We start from the raw sequence: 17,450 nt of genomic DNA on the forward strand, positions 1-17,450 counted from the left end.
GGAGCGCAACATGACCGAAATCGCCGCCAACATCGCCAACGTCGCCCTGACCGATCTGGCCGACCGCTATCTCGCCGCCTGGAACGAAACCGACGCAGCCCGTCGCCGCGACCTGATTGGCCGCGCCTGGACCGAGTCGGCGGTCTACGTCGACCCGCTGATGCGTGGCGAGGGCCACGCGGGCATCGACGCGATGATCGCCGGTGTGCAAGCCCGTTTCCCCGGCTTCCAGTTCCGCCGCGTCACGCCCGTGGATGCGCATGGCGAGCACATGCGCTTCACCTGGGAGCTGGGCCCAGCCGGCGAAGCCGCGCTGGTGGTCGGCACCGACTTCGCGACGGTTTCGGCCGATGGGCGGCTAAATGGCATGACCGGCTTCATCGACCGGGCGCCGGCCGGGCTGGCCGGGTGAGCGGGCGGGGTAAGCGGGCCGGGTAAGCGGGCGGGGTGAGCAGACCTTCCCGCTGACGCGCTCCCCTTTCCCATCTTTTCCATCATTGGAAGAGGGGAGCAACTTCCCCCCACTCGCCACCATCCCGGTTCGTCTGTACCATCCCGCACGGAACATCCGGCACGCAGCCGCTCCAATCAGCCCGGCGGCTTCAGAGGGGGGGTACCGATGGACGTCAAACGTTTCTACCGGATTGCCAGTTCAGCGGCGGTCGCATTTATCGTGTTCGTGGTGATCGCGGTGGGCAGCACGTACTGGTGGGGCGGGCGCAAGCTCGTGCGCAAGATCGACGTGTCCGTGCAGCCGGTGGCCTTCCCGACGGATACCGGGGCGGTCGACCACGGCAAGTATCTCTACGAATCGCGCGGATGCATGGATTGCCACGGTGCCAACGGCGCGGGCAAACAGGTGTTTGACGAAGCCAATGGCCTGCGCGTGCGTGCCCCCGACATCACGCGAGGCAACCCCGACATCGAGAAGTATCAGCCACGTGACTGGGATCTGGCGATCCGTCATGGCGTGGCGCCTTCCGGGCGTCCGCTGCTGATCATGCCGAGCGAGGACTACAACCGGCTTTCCGATAACGACTTCGGGGCGCTCGTTGCCTACGTCCGCAGCCTTCCTGCCGGGGGCGGCCAGCCGGCCGAGATCCATCTGCCGTGGTTCATCCAGGGCCTGTACGGCGCAGGGGTGGTCAAGGATGCGGCCGAGAAGATCGACCACAGCCTGCCGCCGTCGCCACCGATCGCGGCTGCCTTGAATGCGCAGTACGGCGCCTACGTCGCCAATTCCTGCAAGGGATGCCACGGCGCCACGCTGCGTGGCGGCAACATTCCCGGGGCGCCGCCCGACTGGCCGGCCGCCGCCGACCTGCGCCCGTCCGGCGCGATGAAGACGTATCCGCAGGCGGAACAGTTCGTCGCCATGATGCGCAGCGGCAAACGGCCCGATGGCAGCGAGGTGAGCCGCGTGATGCCGTTCGGCGCGTTCGCGAAGATGAACGATACCGATCTCAATGCGCTGTATCTGTTCCTCGCCGGGAAATAATCCCGCTTTCGGTGCGCGCTGCCCGATGTGAGCGGCGCTGCGCAAGTTTTTTCCGTTTGCACTATGCTCCTCGGGTCTGCCGGCCTGGCCAGCCCCCGCGTCGCCAGGCCCGGCGGTAGATCGAACAACCGACTGGGCAATGCACCCAAGGAGTTTCCCCCGATGACTTCCCTCACCATCAACGGCAAGACCGTGGAGGTGGACGCCGATCCGTCCACGCCGCTGCTGTGGGCCCTGCGCGATAACCTCGGCATGACCGGCACCAAGTTCGGCTGCGGCATGGCCTCGTGCGGTGCCTGCACGGTCCATATCAACGGCACGGCCACGCGTAGCTGTGTGATGCCGATTTCCGGCACCGCCGGCAGCAAGATCACGACGATCGAGGCGATGGGCGACGACAAAGTCGGCCGCGCCGTGCTGGCCGCCTGGCTCAAGCACGACGTCGCGCAATGCGGCTACTGCCAGAACGGCCAGGTCATGAGCGCGGTGGGTCTGCTGCGCAGCAAGCCACGGCCGACTGACGCCGACATCGACCAGGCCATGGCCGGCAACGTCTGCCGCTGTGGCACCTATCAACGGATTCGCGCGGCCATCAAGGACGCAGCGCACGCCATCGCCTGAGGAGCCAACATGCGAATTCGTGGGATTGAAGCACTGGCCGGCGGCAGCGGCGAAGCAGTGAAAACTGGCGATGCCGTGGCGCCGCTGACGCGCCGTGGCTTCCTCAAACTGACCGGCATGGCCGGTGGCGGGCTGGCGCTCGGCATCGGTAGCGTCGTGGAATCGGCCCATGCGCAGGGTGCGGCCAAGCCGGCTTCCTCGCCGCAGGCCTTTCTGCAGATCGCGCCGGACAACACGGTGACGGTCGCCGTGAACCGGCTCGAATTTGGCCAGGGCGTGCATACCGCGCTGCCGATGGCGCTGGCCGAGGAACTCGACGTCGACTGGAAGAACGTGCGCGCCATGCTGGCGCCGGCAGGCGATCCTTACAAGGACCCGATGTTCGGCATCCAGATGACCGGCGGCTCCACGGCGGTCAATCATTCGTTCGAACAGTACCGCGAGCTGGGCGCGCGGGCGCGCGCGATGCTGATCGCCGCGGCGGCCCAGCAGTGGAAGGTGGACCCGGCAAGCTGCGCCACGTCGCTCGGCGTGGTGACTTCGGGCGCCAACCGCGCCACGTATGGCGAACTGGCGCAGGCCGCCATGGCGCAGCCGGTGCCGGCGCAGGTCAAGCTCAAGGACCCGGCGCAGTTCCGCATCGTCGGCAAGCCGACGCCGCGCCTGGATGCTGCTTCCAAGCTGCATGGCGATGGCGTGTTCGGTCTGGACGTGAAGCTCAAGGATATGAAGGTGGCCGTGGTGGCCCATCCGCCGCGCTTCGGTGGCAAGGTCAAGTCGTTCAATGCGGACAAGGCGCGCAAGATCAAGGGCGTGGCCGATGTCTTCCTGGTGCCCGTCGATCGTGGTGGCACCGGCGTAGCGGTGGTAGCCGACGGCTACTGGCCCGCCAAGACCGCGCGGGAGGCACTGGAAATCGTCTGGGAAGACGCAGGCTCGAAGGTCAGTTCGGCGGCGCTGTTCGACGAGTACAGCAAGCTGGCCGCGCAGCCGGGCACCGTGGCCAGGGCGCTGGAAGGCGGCAACATCGATACGGCGCTGTCCGGTGCCGCGAAGGTGATCGAGGCCGAGTACCGTGTGCCGTACCTGGCCCATGCGCCGATGGAACCGTTGAACTGCACGATGCAGGCCGAGATCGCCGCGAACAAGGCCACGGCCGTCAAGGTGTGGGTGGGCTCGCAGTTCCAGACCATCGACCAGGCCGCGATCGCGCGCACGCTGGGGCTCACGCCGGACAAGGTCACGCTCAATACGATGATGGCAGGTGGCGGCTTCGGACGCCGTGCCGTACCGACTTCCGACTATCTGGTGGAGTCGGCCAACGTGATGCGTAGCTGGATCGCCGCTGGCCACACCGAACCGCTCAAGGTGATGTGGAGCCGTGAGGACGACATCAAGGGTGGCTACTACCGTCCGCTGCACGTGCACCGCGCACGCGTTGGCGTGGACGCGCAAGGCAAGGTGGTGGGCTGGCAGCATACGATCGTCGGCCAGTCGATCATCACCGGCACGCCGTTCGAGCCGATGATGGTCAAGAACGGCGTCGATGCGACCATGGTCGAGGGCATCATCGAGAACGACTACGGCCTGCCGCTGCAGCTGAACGTGCATCACCCGAAGACCGACGTGCCCGTACTCTGGTGGCGCTCCGTGGGCAACACGCACACGGCGTTCGTCAAGGAAACGCTGGCTGACGAAATGGCCACTGCCGCCAAGCAGGACCCCGTGGCATGGCGCATGGCGCGGCTCGACGAGAAGGCGCACGCTCGTCATCGCGCGGCGCTCCAGCTTGCCGTGGACAAGTCGGGCTACGGCAAGAAGAAGTTGCCCAAGGGACACGCCTGGGGCGTGGCCGTGCATGAATCGTTCGGCTCGGTGGTGGCGTACGTGGTTGACGTGTCGATCGAGAAGGGCCAGCCGAAGGTGCACCGCGTCACGGCGGGTGTGCATGCCAACCGCGTGGTCAACCCGCTGACCGCGGAAGCCCAGGTCCAGGGCGGCTGCGTGTTCGGCATTTCGATGACCAAGCCCGGGTTTGCGATCGAGATCGAGAACGGCGTGGTGAAGAACAGCAACTTCCCCGACTATCCGCCTCCCCGCATTACCGATGCGCCGGTGGTGGACGTGTTCTTCGTGCCGTCGAACGACAACCCGACCGGGCTCGGCGAGCCGGGCGTTCCGGCGATCTCGCCGGCGATCGCCAACGCGCTGTTCCGGCTGACGGGCAAGCGTCAGCGTCAGATGCCGTTTGTGCTGACCTGAGCGTTTGCGCGTTTGCGTGTTTGCGTTAAGGTGGGTTTGCTGCCCCCGCTCCCACAAATGGGAGCGGGGGCGCGCAACACGAGCAATCCCACGGCTCCTACCGTTCCACTCCCCCTTCCGCATTCCTCCACGCCTGCACGAAAGCGCGCAGGTCGCCGGCCGAGGCATCGGTCACGGCCCAGTAGCGCATGCCGTGCGCGCCCCAGGTTTCGATCTGGTAGCCCTGGCGTTCCCGTTCCCCCAGTGACCCCGAGTTGTTGCCCGGTATGACGAACACGTCGATCGGATGCTGGTTGCGCCGGTAGACGATGACCGCCACGCGCTGACCATCGACGTAGTCGAGCCGTCCGCCTACCAGCGGGAATCCCGCCGCGCCCAGGTCGCGCACGTCGGGCGCGTAGTCGATGCGGCCGTTGAACCAGGGTTTGACGGTGTGCTGGTCCGACGACACGACGTCGATCGCGCGATTCGAGATCAGGCCACGCACGTGGCTGGCGACAATCGCGTTCGCGGTCAGGTCGCCCTCTGACGGCTGCTGATTGAACTGGAACAGGCTCAGTCCCACGGCCGCAGCCGTGATCGTGGCCAGTGCGGCGTTGGCGGCGGGCGACCATGTGAACCAACTGCGCCAGCCCGCGGGCTCGGCGGCGCCAGAGTCGGCAAATCCGGGTTCTGCGGGGGCGGGTAGCGATGCCACGATGCGCGCGCGCAGATCGGCTGGCGCGCGATGATAGGCCGCGCCATGACGGGTGGCCGCGCGCAGCGCCTGCAGGTTACGCAGGCTGTCGACGCACGACTCGCAATCTTCGAGGTGGCGTTCCAGGCGCACGCTGTCGGCCGCGCCGGCTTCGCCATCGGCGCAGGCCTGCAGCAGGTTGCGGGCGTCATTGCAGTCCATGGCGGGTGCCTCCTGCGGGTTGAACGATATCGGCCGGGGCGTTGGCGGTGTTGGGGGCGTCGGGATGGGCCAGCCGTACCGCGCCTTCGTCGCGCAAGGCCACGACGGTGGCGGCCAGCATTCGCCTGCCACGTGCCAGCCGCGACATCACGGTGCCGACCGGAATATCGGCGATGCGTGCGATGTCGCGGTAATGCAGTTCCTCCAGTTCGCGCAGCACCAGAACCTCCCGAAACACGACCGGCAGTCGCTCCAGCGCGGCATGCACCAGTCGCACATCCTCCTCGCGCACCAGCCACTGTTCCGGGTCGCCGGGCCCGCCATGCCAGTCGGGCAGCTCACCCGGTGGCGCGGCTTCGTCGTACTCCACCTCGGCAGCCGCCTTGCGCTTCTGCCACGTGGTGAACCACGTGTTGCGCACGATGGCCAGCAGCCACGGCCGGGGCTGGTCGCCGCGGAAACTGCCGAACAGCCGGAACGCGCGCAGGAATGCTTCCTGCACCACGTCATCGGCATCGCCCGGATTGCCGCATAACCAGCGGGCGAGGTTGTAGGCGGCGTCCAGATGCGGCAGCACCAGGTCGTCGAAGCGGCGGCGCGTGTTGGCGGCGTCCAAGTCAGTCCTTGCGTGTCGGCTGGTCGAAATGGCATAGCGGCATGAGTGCGTCTCCCCCGTTATACCGGCGCTGGGCCGATTCTATTCCCGGCGCTTGTCCGGCGCCAATGGTGTTCTCACCACTCCTGTGTGGTGGCACGGCAGTGGTGCATCAGAATCCCACGGTCCCGGGAATAAACGCCGGGCGCCTCCGGTATGACAGTCACCACCCACAAAACGAAGGAGGCTGTCATGCACGGAAACTGGAGTCGGCGCGACATATTGCGCCTGGCGGGCGCGGCAGGCGGTGCCGTGGTCGCATCGGCGCTGCCCGGCTGGGCGGCGGGGCGTGACGAGGACTTTGTGTTCGTGCAATTGTCCGATTCGCACTGGGGGTTCGAAGGGCCGCCGAATCCGGACGCGCGCGGCACGTTGCCCAAGGCCGTGGCGGCCGTCAACGCATTGCCGAGCCAGCCCGATTTCATCATGTTCACGGGCGACCTGACGCATTCCACCGACGATCCGGCCGAGCGCCGCCGCCGCATGACGGAGGTACGCGACATCATCGCGCCGCTGCGTGCGGGCGCGGTGCACCTGATGCCGGGCGAGCACGATGCCAGCCTGGACGCGGGCGAGGCATTCCGCGAGCTGTTCGGGCCCACGCACTACACCTTCGATCACAAGGGCCTGCACGCCATCGTGCTCGACAACGTGTCTGATCCGGCCGGCATGGTGGGCGAGGCGCAACGCAAGTGGCTGGCCGACGACCTGGCGAAGCAGTCGCGCGACGCGCGCATCGTGGTGTTCACGCACCGGCCGCTGTTCGATCTCTATCCACAGTGGGATTGGGCCACGCGCGACGGCGCGCAGGTCATCGACATCCTGATGCCGTACCGCAACGTCACGGTGTTCTACGGCCATATCCACCAGGAGCATCACCATATGACCGGCCACATCGCGCACCATGCGGCGCGCTCGCTGATGTTTCCGCTGCCGGTCGCGGGGTCGCAGCCGAAGCGTTTGCCCATACCGTGGGATGCCGCGCATCCGTATCAGGGTCTGGGCTGGCGTCAGGTGACGGCGACACCGTCGCCTGACGGATTCCAGCTGGCCGAGGTCTCCGTTAACGGGAGCAAGGCATGAGCACAGCCAATGCAAGCCGTCGCACGCTGCTGGGCTGGATGCTGGCCGCCGCGGTGGTGCCCGTGGTGTCGGTGGTGAGCCGGAGTGATGCCGCGGCGCCGCGCGTGATCCCGATGCGCGCGCGGCGCTTCGTGTTCATCCCCGATCGCGTGAAGCTCAAGGCGGGTGAGACCGTGGTGCTGTCGATCACGGCGGAAGACGTGGTGATGGGATTTTCCGCGCCCGACTTCGACGTCCGTGCGGACCTGCCGCCCGGCCAGGCGATCAAGGTGACGCTGACGGCGGGCAAGCCCGGCAGCTATGGCTTCCTGTGCGACATCTTCTGCGGGTCGGGGCACGAGAACATGAGCGGCCTCATCGAGGTGACGTAGAGACGCCATCAGAATGGTTCTGGCGTTTCTCGGGCCGAAAGGCCGTCACTCGCCTTCGCCACCCATGTACTCGTGCGTCTTGCCGTGCGGTGTCTGTTGCGTGGGTGGCGGCTTGCCGCCGCGCGCGGCCTTGCGGCGCACGTACCAGTAGTGCGCGCGATCCAGGTAGAGATAGACCACCGGCGTGCTGAACAGCGTGAGCATCTGCGATACCACCAGCCCGCCGACCATCGCGTAGCCCAGCGGCCGACGCAGTTCGGACCCCGCGCCGTGCCCGAGCATAAGCGGCAGCCCCGCCAGCAGCGCGCACATCGTGGTCATCATGATCGGGCGGAAGCGCAGCAGACACGCCTCGTAGATCGCGTCGCGCGGAGACATGCCGCGCTCGCGCTCGGCCACCAGCGCGAAGTCGACCATCATGATGCCGTTCTTCTTGACGATGCCGATCAGCAGGATGATGCCGATCAGCGCGATCACGGTGAAGTCGTAGCCACCCAGCATCAGCACCAGCAGCGCACCGACGCCGGCGGATGGCAGCGTCGAAAGAATCGTCAGCGGGTGGATATAGCTCTCGTAGAGCAGCCCCAGCACGATGTACACCGCGATCAGCGCGGCGGCGATCAGGTAGGGCTGCGAAGCCAGCGACGCGCCGAATGCCTGCGCGGTACCCTGGAACGCGCCGCCCAGCGTGCGTGGCCGCCCCATGCCGGCCAGGGCCTTGTTGATGGCCTCCACGGCATCGCCCAGCGACGCGCCCTGCGCCAGGTTGAACGAGATGGTCACGGCCGGGAACTGCCCCTGGTGGCCGATCGACAGGTAGGCCGTGCGGTTCGTGTCGATCTTCACGAACGACGAGAGCGGCACCTGCTCGCCGGTGATCGGGGACGTCAGGTAGAGCTTGTCGAACAGGCGTGGGTCGTCCTGCAGTTGCGGCGTGGCTTCGAGGACCACGTGGTAGCTGTTGATCTGCGTGAAGTACTGTGCCACCTGGCGCTGGCCGATCGCGTCGTAGATCGTGGCGTCGATCAGCGCTGGCGTGATGCCGAAGCTCGACGCCCGCGCGCGGTCGATTGTCAGCATGGCCGCGGCTGCGGAGTTTTGCTGGTCGGACGCTACGTCGGCCAGTTGCGGCAACTGGCGGAACCGCTCCAGGACGCGCGGCGCCCAGTCGTTGAGTTCGGCGAGATTGGCGTCGGTGAGCGTGTACTGGTACTGCGTGCGCGACAGCCGTCCGCCAACGTTGATGTCCTGTCCGGCTTGCAGGAACAGGTTGGCGCCCTCCACCTTGGCCAGCTTCGGTCGCAGCCGCGCGATGATCTCGTCGGCCGTGGCCGTGCGGCCTTCCTCCTTCGGGCGCAGCGCGATGAAGAAGTTGCCAGTGTTGACCGTGTTCTGCCCGCCTGTCATGCCGACGGCCGAGATGTCGGGGTCGCTGCGCACCACATCCGCCAGCGCCACCATGCGCGCATTCATCGACTTGAATGATGCATCCTGCGCGGACTCCGCGGTGCCGAACACGAAGCCGGTGTCCTGCTGGGGAAAGAAGCCCTTCGGGATGATCACGAACAGCACCACCGTGGTGGCCACGGTCAGCAGGAACACGCACAGCGTCAGGAACTGGTGATCGAGCACGTGATCGAGCCCGCGCCGGTACGCACCGAGCATCGCATCGAAGCCGCGCTCGAACATCAGGTAGAGCCGTCCGTGATGGCGGGCGTGGGCCGGGTCGTGCGGCTGCAGGAATTTTGCGCACATCATCGGCGTCAGCGTCAGCGAGACGATCACCGATACCGCGATCGTCAGCGTCACCGTGACCGCGAACTCGCGGAACAGCCGGCCGACGATGCCGCCCATCAGCAGCAGCGGGATGAACACAGCCACCAGCGACACGGAGATCGACACGATCGTGAAGGCGATCTCGCCGGCACCCTGCAGCGCGGCCTCCAGCGGCGACATGCCCGCTTCCACGTGGCGATAGATGTTCTCAAGCATCACGATCGCATCATCGACGACGAAGCCCACGGCAATCGTCAGCGCCATCAGCGACAGGTTGTCGCGGCTGTAGCCCAGCAGGTACATGCCACCGGCCGTGCCCAGCAGCGCCAGCGGCACGGTGATGCTCGGGATCACCGTGGCCCATACGTCGCGCAGGAACACGAAGATGATGCCGACCACCAGCACGATGGTCAGGATCAGCGTGAACTCGACATCGGCTTCCGAGGCGCGGATGTTCTGCGTGCGGTCAGCCAGCACGTTGACGTTGACCGCGGCTGGGATCGAGAGCTGCAGGCGGGGCAGGGCGGCCTTGATGCGGTCCACCGTGGCGATCACGTTGGCGCCCGGCTGCTTGGTCACGGCCAGGATGATCGCGCGGCCGTTGTGGAACGTGTTGTCAGCGGGGGCGGCGGCGCCGGCGAACGCCCAGCCCGCGAGCCGGTTGTTCTCGGGGCCATCCACCGCCACGCCGACATCGCGCACGCGCACCGGGGCGCCGTTGCGCCATGCCAGCACCATGTCGTTCCACGGCGCCGCGCGGGTGATCTGGTCGTTGGTGTAGACGTTGAAGGCCTGGGTCGCGCCATCGGTGGCGCCGGTTGGCTGGTTGACCGTGGTCGCCGCGATCACGCCACGGATGTCTTCCATGCTCAGGCCCATCGACGCGAGCTTGGCCGGGTCTACCTGGATGCGCACGGCCGGCTTCTGCTGGCCGCCAATGTTGACCAGGCCCACGCCTTCGATCTGCGAGATCTGCTGCGCCAGGATGTTGTCGGCGAAGTCATTGACGGTGGTCAGCGGCAGCGCGTCGGACTGCACCGCCAGCACCAGGATTGGCGCGTCGGCGGGGTTGATCTTGCGGAACGTTGGCGGTGTCGGCAGGTTGGACGGAAGCTGGCCGCCCGCGGCGTTGATGGCGGCCTGCACGTCCACGGCGGCGGCGTCGATGCTGCGGTTCAGGTCGAACTGCAGCGTGATCTGCGTTGTGCCTTGCGCGCTGGTCGATGTCATCTGCGACAGCCCCGCGATCAGCGAGAACTGCCGTTCGAGCGGCTGCGCCACGTTCGACGCCATCGTCTCGGGATTGGCGCCTGGCAGGTTGACCGTGACCTGGATGGTCGGAAAGTCCACTTGCGGCAGCGGGGCGATCGGCAGCAGCGGCCACGCGGCCAGGCCAACGAGCAGCAACGCGAGCGCCAGCAGCGAGGTGCCGATCGGCCGCTTGATGAAGGTGGCCGAAATACTCATGGGTGGCTCATCGGAAGGCTCACTGGCGCGCGGCGGCCGTGGCGCTGGCGGCGACAGCAGGGGAGGTGCCGGCAGTGGATTCGGCGGTCGACCCGCCAGTCGGTGCGGCGCCTGGCCGCGCGGGCGCCTCGGCGATCAACGCGCCGGGCTTGAGCTTGTATTGGCCATCTGCCACCACGCGCTCCCCGGCCTGGACGCCCTTGGCGATCACGGCCCGCGCGCCCTGGAGTTCCGCTACCTCCACCGGCTGCAGCTTCACGGTCTGGTCCGCCTGCACGGCATAGACGTAGGTGCCGGCATCGTTACGTTGCACCGCTGACGCCGGAATGACCACTGCGCGGTCACGCTGGCCCAGCACGAGCCGGGCGTTGACGTACTGGCCCGGCCACAGCAGGTGCTTCGGATTCGGAAAGCGCGCCTTGAGCTGGATGGTGCCGCTGGTGGTGTCGATCGTGTTGTTCAGCAGGATCAGGCCGCCGTGCCCGAGGTCGGCATCGGTGCCGCGCTCGTGGGCGAACACTACCAGTGGCGACTGGCTGGCCTGCATCGCGCGGTTGATGCGGCCGAAGGCGTCGTCGGGCAGCGTGAAGACGACGTCGATCGGGTCGATCTGGCGGATCACGACGAGGCCGGTGGTGTCGGTGGCATGGACGATATTGCCGGGGTCGACCAGCCGGGCGCCGACGCGGCCGGAGAGCGGCGCCGTGATGGTCGTGAAATCGAGCTGCACCTTGTCCAGCGCGATCTGCGCTTCGTCATTGCGCACGGCGGCGGCAAGCTGGTCGACCAGCGCGCGCTGGGTGTCGAGTGTCTGGCGCGTGGTCGAGTCGACCTTGATCAGTTCCTCGTAGCGCTTCAGGTCCAGGCGGGCGTTGGCAAGCTGCGCCTCGTCGCGCGCCTTGGTAGCCTGCGCCTGCTGCAATTGCGCCTGGAACGTGCGCGGGTCGATCTGCGCCAGCACCTGACCTTCCTTGACGTCCTGGCCTTCGACAAAGCCAACGCGCTCGAGCTGCCCATCCACGCGTGGCTTGACCGTCACAGTCTGCATGGCCTGGACTGTGCCGACGCCAGTCAGGCCAATGTCCACGTCCTCGCCCTGCGCCGCGGCGGTGGTCACTACGATGGCCGGGTTCGCCTGCGCGGCCTTGGGCGGGAACAGCCATCGTCCCAATGGCCTGGCAACCAGCCAGACGACCACGATGGCGATGACGACGTACAGGGCGATGGCCAATGGCCGCCGGCGGGGAGGAGGCGAAGCAGACATGCGTGACATTGGTCGCTTGACTCGACAAGCATAGTCGGTGGCTGTCATGTGAGATATGACCGCCTTATTACCGTTTATTTCAGGTTCACGATGTGACTCGCGCGTCAAGCCTCGGGCCCTTGCGTGGCCCTCCATCCAATCTCCTATTGCGCTGCCACGATGTGCAGCGTAGAAGATAGGCGGGAGGCCGCAATTCGTGGCCGGCGGCCTGTCACAACAACGAAAGGGTTAGAGAAAAGGGGTAGACCATGGAGACTCAGGAAAGCGCCCTCGTCTTGGCACTGCTGACGGCTCCCGTCCGCGTCACGATCTGCCGCGCCCTGCTCGATGCGGGCGAGGAAGGCATGTCCGCGGCGGAGCTGGCCGAACTGGCCGGCCTGACGCTGCGCCACGCTGCGCACCACTTCCAGGAAATGACCCAGGGCGAGATTCTGGCCCTGGCGATTCGCGACCGCCGCGTCTGTTATACGCTCAAGGCCCGTGTGGCTGTGCGCGAGGCGCTCGGCTACGTCGACGCCAGCGGCATGAATTGACACCGCAGCGGGGTCTCGTCTGACCCTGCTGTGTACAATCCGCCACACTTCTGGCGGCCCAGGTCAACGGCGGGCCTCGTCTTGCCGTTCAGATCATGGTGATAGTCAGTCATACTGAATCGGGAACATCACAGTGAATCTCACCAACCGGGCCGTCACATTGCCGCTCTGGGCAATCCTGTATTTCGTCCTCGGATACTTTTCGCACAAATTCAATGGGCCGTTCACGGCCGCCGGCTACATCTGGCTGCCGGCCGGCGTGACCGTGGCCGCTTTCATGCTGGCGCCGATGCGCCGCTGGCTCGGGCTCGGCCTGGCGTTCCTGGTGGCCCAGATGCTGCTGGGCATGGTGGAAGGGCGCGATGCGTTCCGGATGCTGCTGTTCTCGCTCGACGAGATCGGCTTCGCAGCGCTGGCCGTGGCCGTGATCCATCTGACCAAGTTCTCGCTGGAAGGGCTGGCGTTCCTGCGCGGGTTGCTGCTGGCCGGCGTGATCGCCAGTGTCGGCGGGGCGGTCATCGGCGCGGGCTGGTTCTGGCTGTTCCTTGATGTGCCGTTCTGGGCTACCGCCAAGGTGTGGGCCGCGGCGGACTTCGTCGGGGTGCTGATCGTCACGCCGGTCTTCGCCGGATGGGCGCGTTTTCGCGCCGCGCGTTCGGGCGGCCGCCAGCCCGGCGAGTTCTTCTTCGGCCTGGCCGCGCTGGCATGTGTGCTGGTGACCGCCGCACTGGTGTTCGACGGCACGCGGATTGCGCAGCTCTCGCTCGGCGTGGCCTATGCGCTGACCTATATCCCGTTGTTCTTCGTGGCCATCGTGGCGTTGCTGCTGGGTGGGCGTGGCGGATCGGTCGCCGTGGCGTTGCTGACCGTGCTTGTGCTGGTCAATACCGCGCAGGGCGACGGCCCGTTTGCCGAAACCGCGCTGTACCACGGTGACTCTCTGTTGATCGCGCAGCTTTACCTGGCCGTCGCCGCGCTGCTGACGCTGCTGATCAACACGCTGCGAACGGCGCGCGAGCAGACGAACGCGCAGGCCGCCGCACGCCAGAACGACGTGGAACTCGCGCTGGCTGCCAGTGGGCAACTCGTCTACCGACTTGATCCACATAGCGGGCGGCTGCGCTGGAGCGGCAGCGTGGAACGCGCGCTGGGCCTGCACGACTCGGCGTTGTCCACGCTCGACGATGTCCTGGCCCGCGTGCATCCGGACGACCGCGCCGAGGTGCGCCGCCGCTGGTTGCGCGAATGTGATGGCGAGATGCGCGGCGACCTGACGTTCCGGCTCTTGCTGCCGGCGGGCGCCACCACGACGATCGTCGACATGAGTGGCCCGCTGCTCGACGGCGACGATTCCGTCGCGTTGATTGCCGGCGCATGGCGCGTGATCGCCTCCCACGACACGGAAGGGCGGCGCGCAGCATGACAACGCAACAGGCTCCACGCACCGGAGCCCTGCTGATTCACGGATTGGGCGGTACCCAGTACGACCTCGGGCCGATGCACAAGGTGCTGCGCCGCGCGGGCGTGGAGACGCACGCCGTCACGCTGCCCGGTCATGGCGGCGTGCCCGAGGACCTGTTGCCCGTGGTGGCGGAGCAGTGGATGGACGTGGTGACCCAGTCCTACGACGAACTGGTCGGCCAGTACGACACGTTCCATGTCATCGGCATGTGCATGGGAGCGCTGCTCGCGCTGGAACTGGTCGCGCGGCGCCAGCATCGCAAGGGCCAACTGGTGGCGCTGGCTGCCCCGGTCTATATCGATGGTTGGTCCACACCGTCCTACCGCTGGCTGCGGCACGTGGTCTATCACCTGCCGGGGCTGCCCACGCGCATCAAGGTAGAGGAGAACGAGCCGTTCGGCATCAAGAACGACCTGGTGCGCGCCATCGTCAAGGCCAAGTTCGAGCGCGGCGACAACTTCCACTATCGCTGGGTGCCGTTGACCTGCATCCGGCAGGTGGACCGTCTGCGCCGCTGGGTGCTGGACAGCGCGCACCGCGTGCCTTGCCCGACGCTGGTCGTCAACGCGCGCGAGGACGAGCTGACCACGCTGCGCTCGTACGATTTCCTGCTCGGCGCGGTGCCGCAGGTGCGGGGTGTGGTGCTCGAGAACAGCTATCACATGATCTGCGTGGATAACGATCGCGAGCAGGTCATCGCCAGCGTGCTCGAGTTCCTGGGGCTGGAGGCGTCCGCTGGCAGACCCCGCGCGCGTCGGTCCGTGGAGGTGCCGATGGCGGAGGAAGCCGTCGCCACGCTGGTGGGCGAGTATCTCTCCGCGCTGACCACGCGGCATTTCGAGGCCGTCTATCCGCTGCTCGATCCGGCCATCGAATGGCGCCATCTGGGTGAGCACCCGCTGGCAGGGGTCTATGCAGACCGGGATGCCGTGATTGGCTTGTTCCAGCGCGTGGCGCAACTGGCCGGCGATACCGTGCGGATCGAGGTGGCCGGCGCGCCGCGCATCGACGGCCAGACGGTGGAAATCGACATCGCGGCGTCGTACCGGTTCGACGGTCAGCCAATGGATGGCCGTGGCACGCAGACGCTACGGCTGGCCAACGGCCGCATCCGCGCGGTCGAATATCGTCCCGAATCGGCGGCGGACAGCGATGCGCCGCTGGTCCGCCAGGCGGGCTAGAACACGCGGCCCAGCTGCAGGTAGATATTCCACACACCCTGCGGCGCCGCCGCGACGCCAAAGTAGAGCGGGCCGATCACGCTGTTGCCGCCGATGAACAGGCTGGCGCTGGACTTGTAGGGTCCGCTGCCGAAGTTGCGGCGCCTGAGCCAGACGTCGCCCACTTCGAGGCTGGAGCCGAACACCGTTGTGCGCAGCCCCGGCAGCACGAATTCACGCAGATCGTTCAGGTACGTGATGCGGCCGTAGAGCAGGTAGTTGCCCGAGAACTGGTCCGGCGCATAGGCTGACAGGCGCTGGAATCCACCCAGCGTGAATCCCAGCCCGCCACTGACGCTGCCGGAGGTGCGGTGGTCGTTGTAGGTCATCGCCCCCTCGGCCGCCAGGTTCAGCGTATGGCGCCCGTAGCTGCCCGCCCACAGGGCCTTGCCGTGGACGTCGTCGAAGCTGTTGTCCGTGCCGCCGAACGATAGCTGGTTCACCGCATTGAAGTAGTAGCCCTTGCGCGGAAAGAGCGGGTCATCGAGCTGGTCGATCGTCAGTTCCGCCCGCACCACCGGCTGCTGCACCGAGGCACTGAACTTGCCGTTGCTTGCCGCGCCAATCAGATAGTCAGAGTAATAGCGGACCTGCTGATAGTTCGCGCCGACCCGGAACTCGCCCAGCCTGCCGATCGGCAACCCGAGGTCGACGCCTGCCAGCGCCGTGTCCACGCGCACGGCGGTGAGCGGCGTGGTGCTGCGGGTGGGGCTGCTGTCGGGGTAGATGTCGACGTGCTTGCGGCCGTATTCGAGGTATGGCGCGATATAGAAGCCCAGCCGGTCCAGCACCGGTTGGCGAAGCTCCGTGTGCCACTTGGCCTGGGTGCTGCCCAGCACGATGTCGTTGCGCCATTCCAGACCGCTTTGCGTCAGCCACGGATAGCGGTGACCCAGTTGCAGGTTGAACGCGCCCTTGCCGTCGAACGTCGTGGACATGCCGAAGCCGAACAGCAGGAACTGCGGCCCCCATGATTTCTCCTGCGCGTCGATCTTGAGCACGGACCGGCCGTTCTCGGTAACCACATCCTGCGTCACGCTTTCGAAGTTGCCGGTGGTGGAGAGCTGCGAGAGGTCGCGGTTGATCGCTTCGGCGTCATAGGTGTCGCCTTCGCGCGTTCGCAGATACTGCTTGATGTAGGCGGGCGGAATGCGCCCCGAGGCATGGATCTCGATCGCGTCGATGCGCTTGGGCTCGAATCGCGCGCTATGCGTCTCCCGGGCGGCGATGTACTGGTCCCAAGCGTCGGGCGGCAAGGCCAGCGCGGCAAGCCGTGGCGCGATGCCTTCAGCCGCCGTGTAGCCAAGCTGCACGCCACGGCGCGCATTGGAGAAGTCGGTGAACGACAGATCGCCGAGATCGGGTTCCAGCAGCACATCCCGCTGCCCCAGCAATGCCTTTTGCGCGGCGAGGTTCTGGTTCATCAGGATCGTCACCATCTGCTGGGTGACGGCCGCTGGCGAATCGAGGTTGGAGGGGTCGTCGAGTGGCGAGGCCACATTGACCGCGATGACGATATCGGCGCCCATGTCGCGCGCCATCTGCACAGGCAGGTTGCTGACCAGGCCACCGTCCACCAGCGTGCGCCCATCCACCTTGAACGGCGCGAACAGGCCCGGCACGGCCGCGCTGGCGCGGATCGCACGCGGCAACGACCCTTTCTCGAGCACCACGGGCGCACCCGAGCTGAGGTCCGTGGCGATGGTGCGGAATGGAATGGGCAGTTTGTCGAAATCGATATCGCCGGGCCACGGCGCCGTCCAGTCCTGCAGCAGTGCCAGCAGCCGGTTGCCCTGCACCAGCCCGCCGGGCAGCTTGACCTTGCCGTCGCCATAGCCGACCGAGAGGCCGATCGGGTATTCGAAACTGTCCTCGCGCAGCGTCTGCGGCAGGTGCGCGCGTTCGTTACGGTCGAAGACGATGTCGCTCAGGTTGATCTGCGACAGCCGGGTGTCGAGTTCGTTTGCCGGAATCCCGCTCGCATACAGTCCGCCGACCACCGCCCCCATGCTGGTCGCCGCAATGCAATCGATTGGCACGTGCATCTGTTCCAGTGCCTTGAGCACGCCAATGTGGGCATAACCGCGCGCGCCGCCGCCGGACAGCACCAGGCCGATGCGCGGTCGTGCGGCATCGGCGGCGGAGGTGTGGCTGGCGCTGCACTCGGCGTAAGCCTGCTGGAACAGGCCCGCAATGAGCAGGCAAAACAAGGGCAGCCAGCGCAGCGGTGCGCAGCGCGGCCCGGAAACGAGTCTCGACATGATGGCGGTGCCGGGAGGGGAACGATCGGCAGCGCCGGGCGGAGGCAGGCCGCGAATACGTCGCGATGCCTCCGTCTGG

General features: G+C 66.8%; 14 protein-coding genes. 9 read left to right on the forward strand and 5 right to left on the reverse strand.

Going from position 1 to position 17,450, the window contains the following annotated elements:
* Nucleotides 1-10 precede the first annotated feature (10 nt).
* The 4 genes from K6G35_RS02920 (at nt 11) to K6G35_RS02935 (ending at nt 4,381) form a co-directional block, all read left to right on the forward strand.
* Complete coding sequence (locus tag K6G35_RS02920; RefSeq protein WP_035881446.1) at nt 11-412, forward strand: nuclear transport factor 2 family protein; 402 nt, start codon at nt 11-13, stop codon at nt 410-412.
* Nucleotides 413-619: 207 nt separating this feature from the next.
* Nucleotides 620-1,498 (forward strand): c-type cytochrome, encoded by an 879-nt coding sequence (locus K6G35_RS02925; protein ID WP_008643562.1) that lies wholly within the window; start codon nt 620-622, stop codon nt 1,496-1,498.
* A 162-nt stretch (nt 1,499-1,660) separates the two neighbouring features.
* The gene (locus K6G35_RS02930) at nt 1,661-2,119 is read left to right on the forward strand and encodes a (2Fe-2S)-binding protein (RefSeq protein WP_008643561.1); all 459 of its coding nucleotides are present in this window, start codon (nt 1,661-1,663) and stop codon (nt 2,117-2,119) included.
* Nucleotides 2,120-2,128: 9 nt separating this feature from the next.
* Nucleotides 2,129-4,381 (forward strand): xanthine dehydrogenase family protein molybdopterin-binding subunit, encoded by a 2,253-nt coding sequence (locus tag K6G35_RS02935; protein ID WP_008643559.1) that lies wholly within the window; start codon nt 2,129-2,131, stop codon nt 4,379-4,381.
* A 97-nt stretch (nt 4,382-4,478) separates the two neighbouring features.
* Here K6G35_RS02935 and K6G35_RS02940 read toward each other — a convergent pair whose 3' ends face one another.
* Both K6G35_RS02940 and K6G35_RS02945 read right to left on the reverse strand, forming a co-directional pair.
* Nucleotides 4,479-5,279, reverse strand: a complete 801-nt coding sequence (locus K6G35_RS02940) for an anti-sigma factor family protein (RefSeq protein ID WP_008643558.1) — start codon at nt 5,277-5,279, stop codon at nt 4,479-4,481.
* A complete protein-coding gene (locus K6G35_RS02945) occupies nt 5,266-5,895 on the reverse strand; it encodes an RNA polymerase sigma factor (protein ID WP_495676068.1) in 630 nt (209 codons plus the stop codon). Before K6G35_RS02945 ends, K6G35_RS02940 begins: the two co-directional genes overlap by 14 nt.
* 231 nt (nt 5,896-6,126) lie before the next feature.
* On the opposite strand from K6G35_RS02945, the gene K6G35_RS02950 reads away from it, so the two are divergent.
* Both K6G35_RS02950 and K6G35_RS02955 read left to right on the forward strand, forming a co-directional pair.
* Entirely contained in the window at nt 6,127-7,017 is an 891-nt protein-coding gene (locus tag K6G35_RS02950) for a metallophosphoesterase family protein (RefSeq protein ID WP_017514820.1), read from the forward strand.
* On the forward strand, nt 7,014-7,388 hold the full coding sequence (locus K6G35_RS02955; RefSeq protein ID WP_008643552.1) for a cupredoxin domain-containing protein: 375 nt from the start codon (nt 7,014-7,016) through the stop codon (nt 7,386-7,388). The genes K6G35_RS02950 and K6G35_RS02955 overlap by 4 nt, the downstream gene beginning before the upstream one ends.
* A gap of 45 nt (nt 7,389-7,433) precedes the next feature.
* On the opposite strand, the gene K6G35_RS02960 is transcribed toward K6G35_RS02955, so the two are convergent.
* Nucleotides 7,434-10,631, reverse strand: a complete 3,198-nt coding sequence (locus tag K6G35_RS02960) for an efflux RND transporter permease subunit (RefSeq protein WP_008643550.1) — start codon at nt 10,629-10,631, stop codon at nt 7,434-7,436.
* A 19-nt stretch (nt 10,632-10,650) separates the two neighbouring features.
* Nucleotides 10,651-11,895, reverse strand: a complete 1,245-nt coding sequence (locus K6G35_RS02965) for an efflux RND transporter periplasmic adaptor subunit (RefSeq protein WP_035881510.1) — start codon at nt 11,893-11,895, stop codon at nt 10,651-10,653.
* A gap of 248 nt (nt 11,896-12,143) precedes the next feature.
* Between K6G35_RS02965 and K6G35_RS02970 the strand changes: the two genes are divergently transcribed.
* From K6G35_RS02970 to K6G35_RS02980, 3 genes are all read left to right on the forward strand, one after another.
* A complete protein-coding gene (locus K6G35_RS02970; protein ID WP_008651105.1) occupies nt 12,144-12,428 on the forward strand; it encodes a helix-turn-helix domain-containing protein in 285 nt (94 codons plus the stop codon).
* A 133-nt stretch (nt 12,429-12,561) separates the two neighbouring features.
* Entirely contained in the window at nt 12,562-13,851 is a 1,290-nt protein-coding gene (locus K6G35_RS02975; protein WP_495676069.1) for an MASE1 domain-containing protein, read from the forward strand.
* Nucleotides 13,848-15,071 (forward strand): alpha/beta fold hydrolase, encoded by a 1,224-nt coding sequence (locus K6G35_RS02980; protein WP_008651102.1) that lies wholly within the window; start codon nt 13,848-13,850, stop codon nt 15,069-15,071. Before K6G35_RS02975 ends, K6G35_RS02980 begins: the two co-directional genes overlap by 4 nt.
* Here the strand turns inward: K6G35_RS02980 and K6G35_RS02985 are convergent.
* A complete protein-coding gene (locus K6G35_RS02985; RefSeq protein ID WP_186426015.1) occupies nt 15,068-17,371 on the reverse strand; it encodes a patatin-like phospholipase family protein in 2,304 nt (767 codons plus the stop codon). The genes K6G35_RS02980 and K6G35_RS02985 overlap by 4 nt on opposite strands.
* Nucleotides 17,372-17,450: the final 79 nt, after the last annotated feature.

This window comes from Cupriavidus sp. HY129 (genome assembly GCF_059492215.1).

Excerpts from the sequence above, each read along its gene's own strand:
- K6G35_RS02980 (WP_008651102.1), top strand. The coding sequence starts at position 13,848 with ATGACAACGCAACAGGCTCCACGCACCGGAGCCCTGCTGATTCACGGA.
- K6G35_RS02925 (WP_008643562.1), top strand. The coding sequence starts at position 620 with ATGGACGTCAAACGTTTCTACCGGATTGCCAGTTCAGCGGCGGTCGCA.
- K6G35_RS02955 (WP_008643552.1), top strand. The coding sequence starts at position 7,014 with ATGAGCACAGCCAATGCAAGCCGTCGCACGCTGCTGGGCTGGATGCTG.
- K6G35_RS02930 (WP_008643561.1), top strand. The coding sequence starts at position 1,661 with ATGACTTCCCTCACCATCAACGGCAAGACCGTGGAGGTGGACGCCGAT.
- K6G35_RS02950 (WP_017514820.1), top strand. The coding sequence starts at position 6,127 with ATGCACGGAAACTGGAGTCGGCGCGACATATTGCGCCTGGCGGGCGCG.
- K6G35_RS02970 (WP_008651105.1), top strand. The coding sequence starts at position 12,144 with ATGGAGACTCAGGAAAGCGCCCTCGTCTTGGCACTGCTGACGGCTCCC.
- K6G35_RS02965 (WP_035881510.1), bottom strand. The coding sequence starts at position 11,895 with ATGTCTGCTTCGCCTCCTCCCCGCCGGCGGCCATTGGCCATCGCCCTG.
- K6G35_RS02920 (WP_035881446.1), top strand. The coding sequence starts at position 11 with ATGACCGAAATCGCCGCCAACATCGCCAACGTCGCCCTGACCGATCTG.
- K6G35_RS02940 (WP_008643558.1), bottom strand. The coding sequence starts at position 5,279 with ATGGACTGCAATGACGCCCGCAACCTGCTGCAGGCCTGCGCCGATGGC.
- K6G35_RS02935 (WP_008643559.1), top strand. The coding sequence starts at position 2,129 with ATGCGAATTCGTGGGATTGAAGCACTGGCCGGCGGCAGCGGCGAAGCA.
- K6G35_RS02960 (WP_008643550.1), bottom strand. The coding sequence starts at position 10,631 with ATGAGTATTTCGGCCACCTTCATCAAGCGGCCGATCGGCACCTCGCTG.
- K6G35_RS02985 (WP_186426015.1), bottom strand. The coding sequence starts at position 17,371 with ATGTCGAGACTCGTTTCCGGGCCGCGCTGCGCACCGCTGCGCTGGCTG.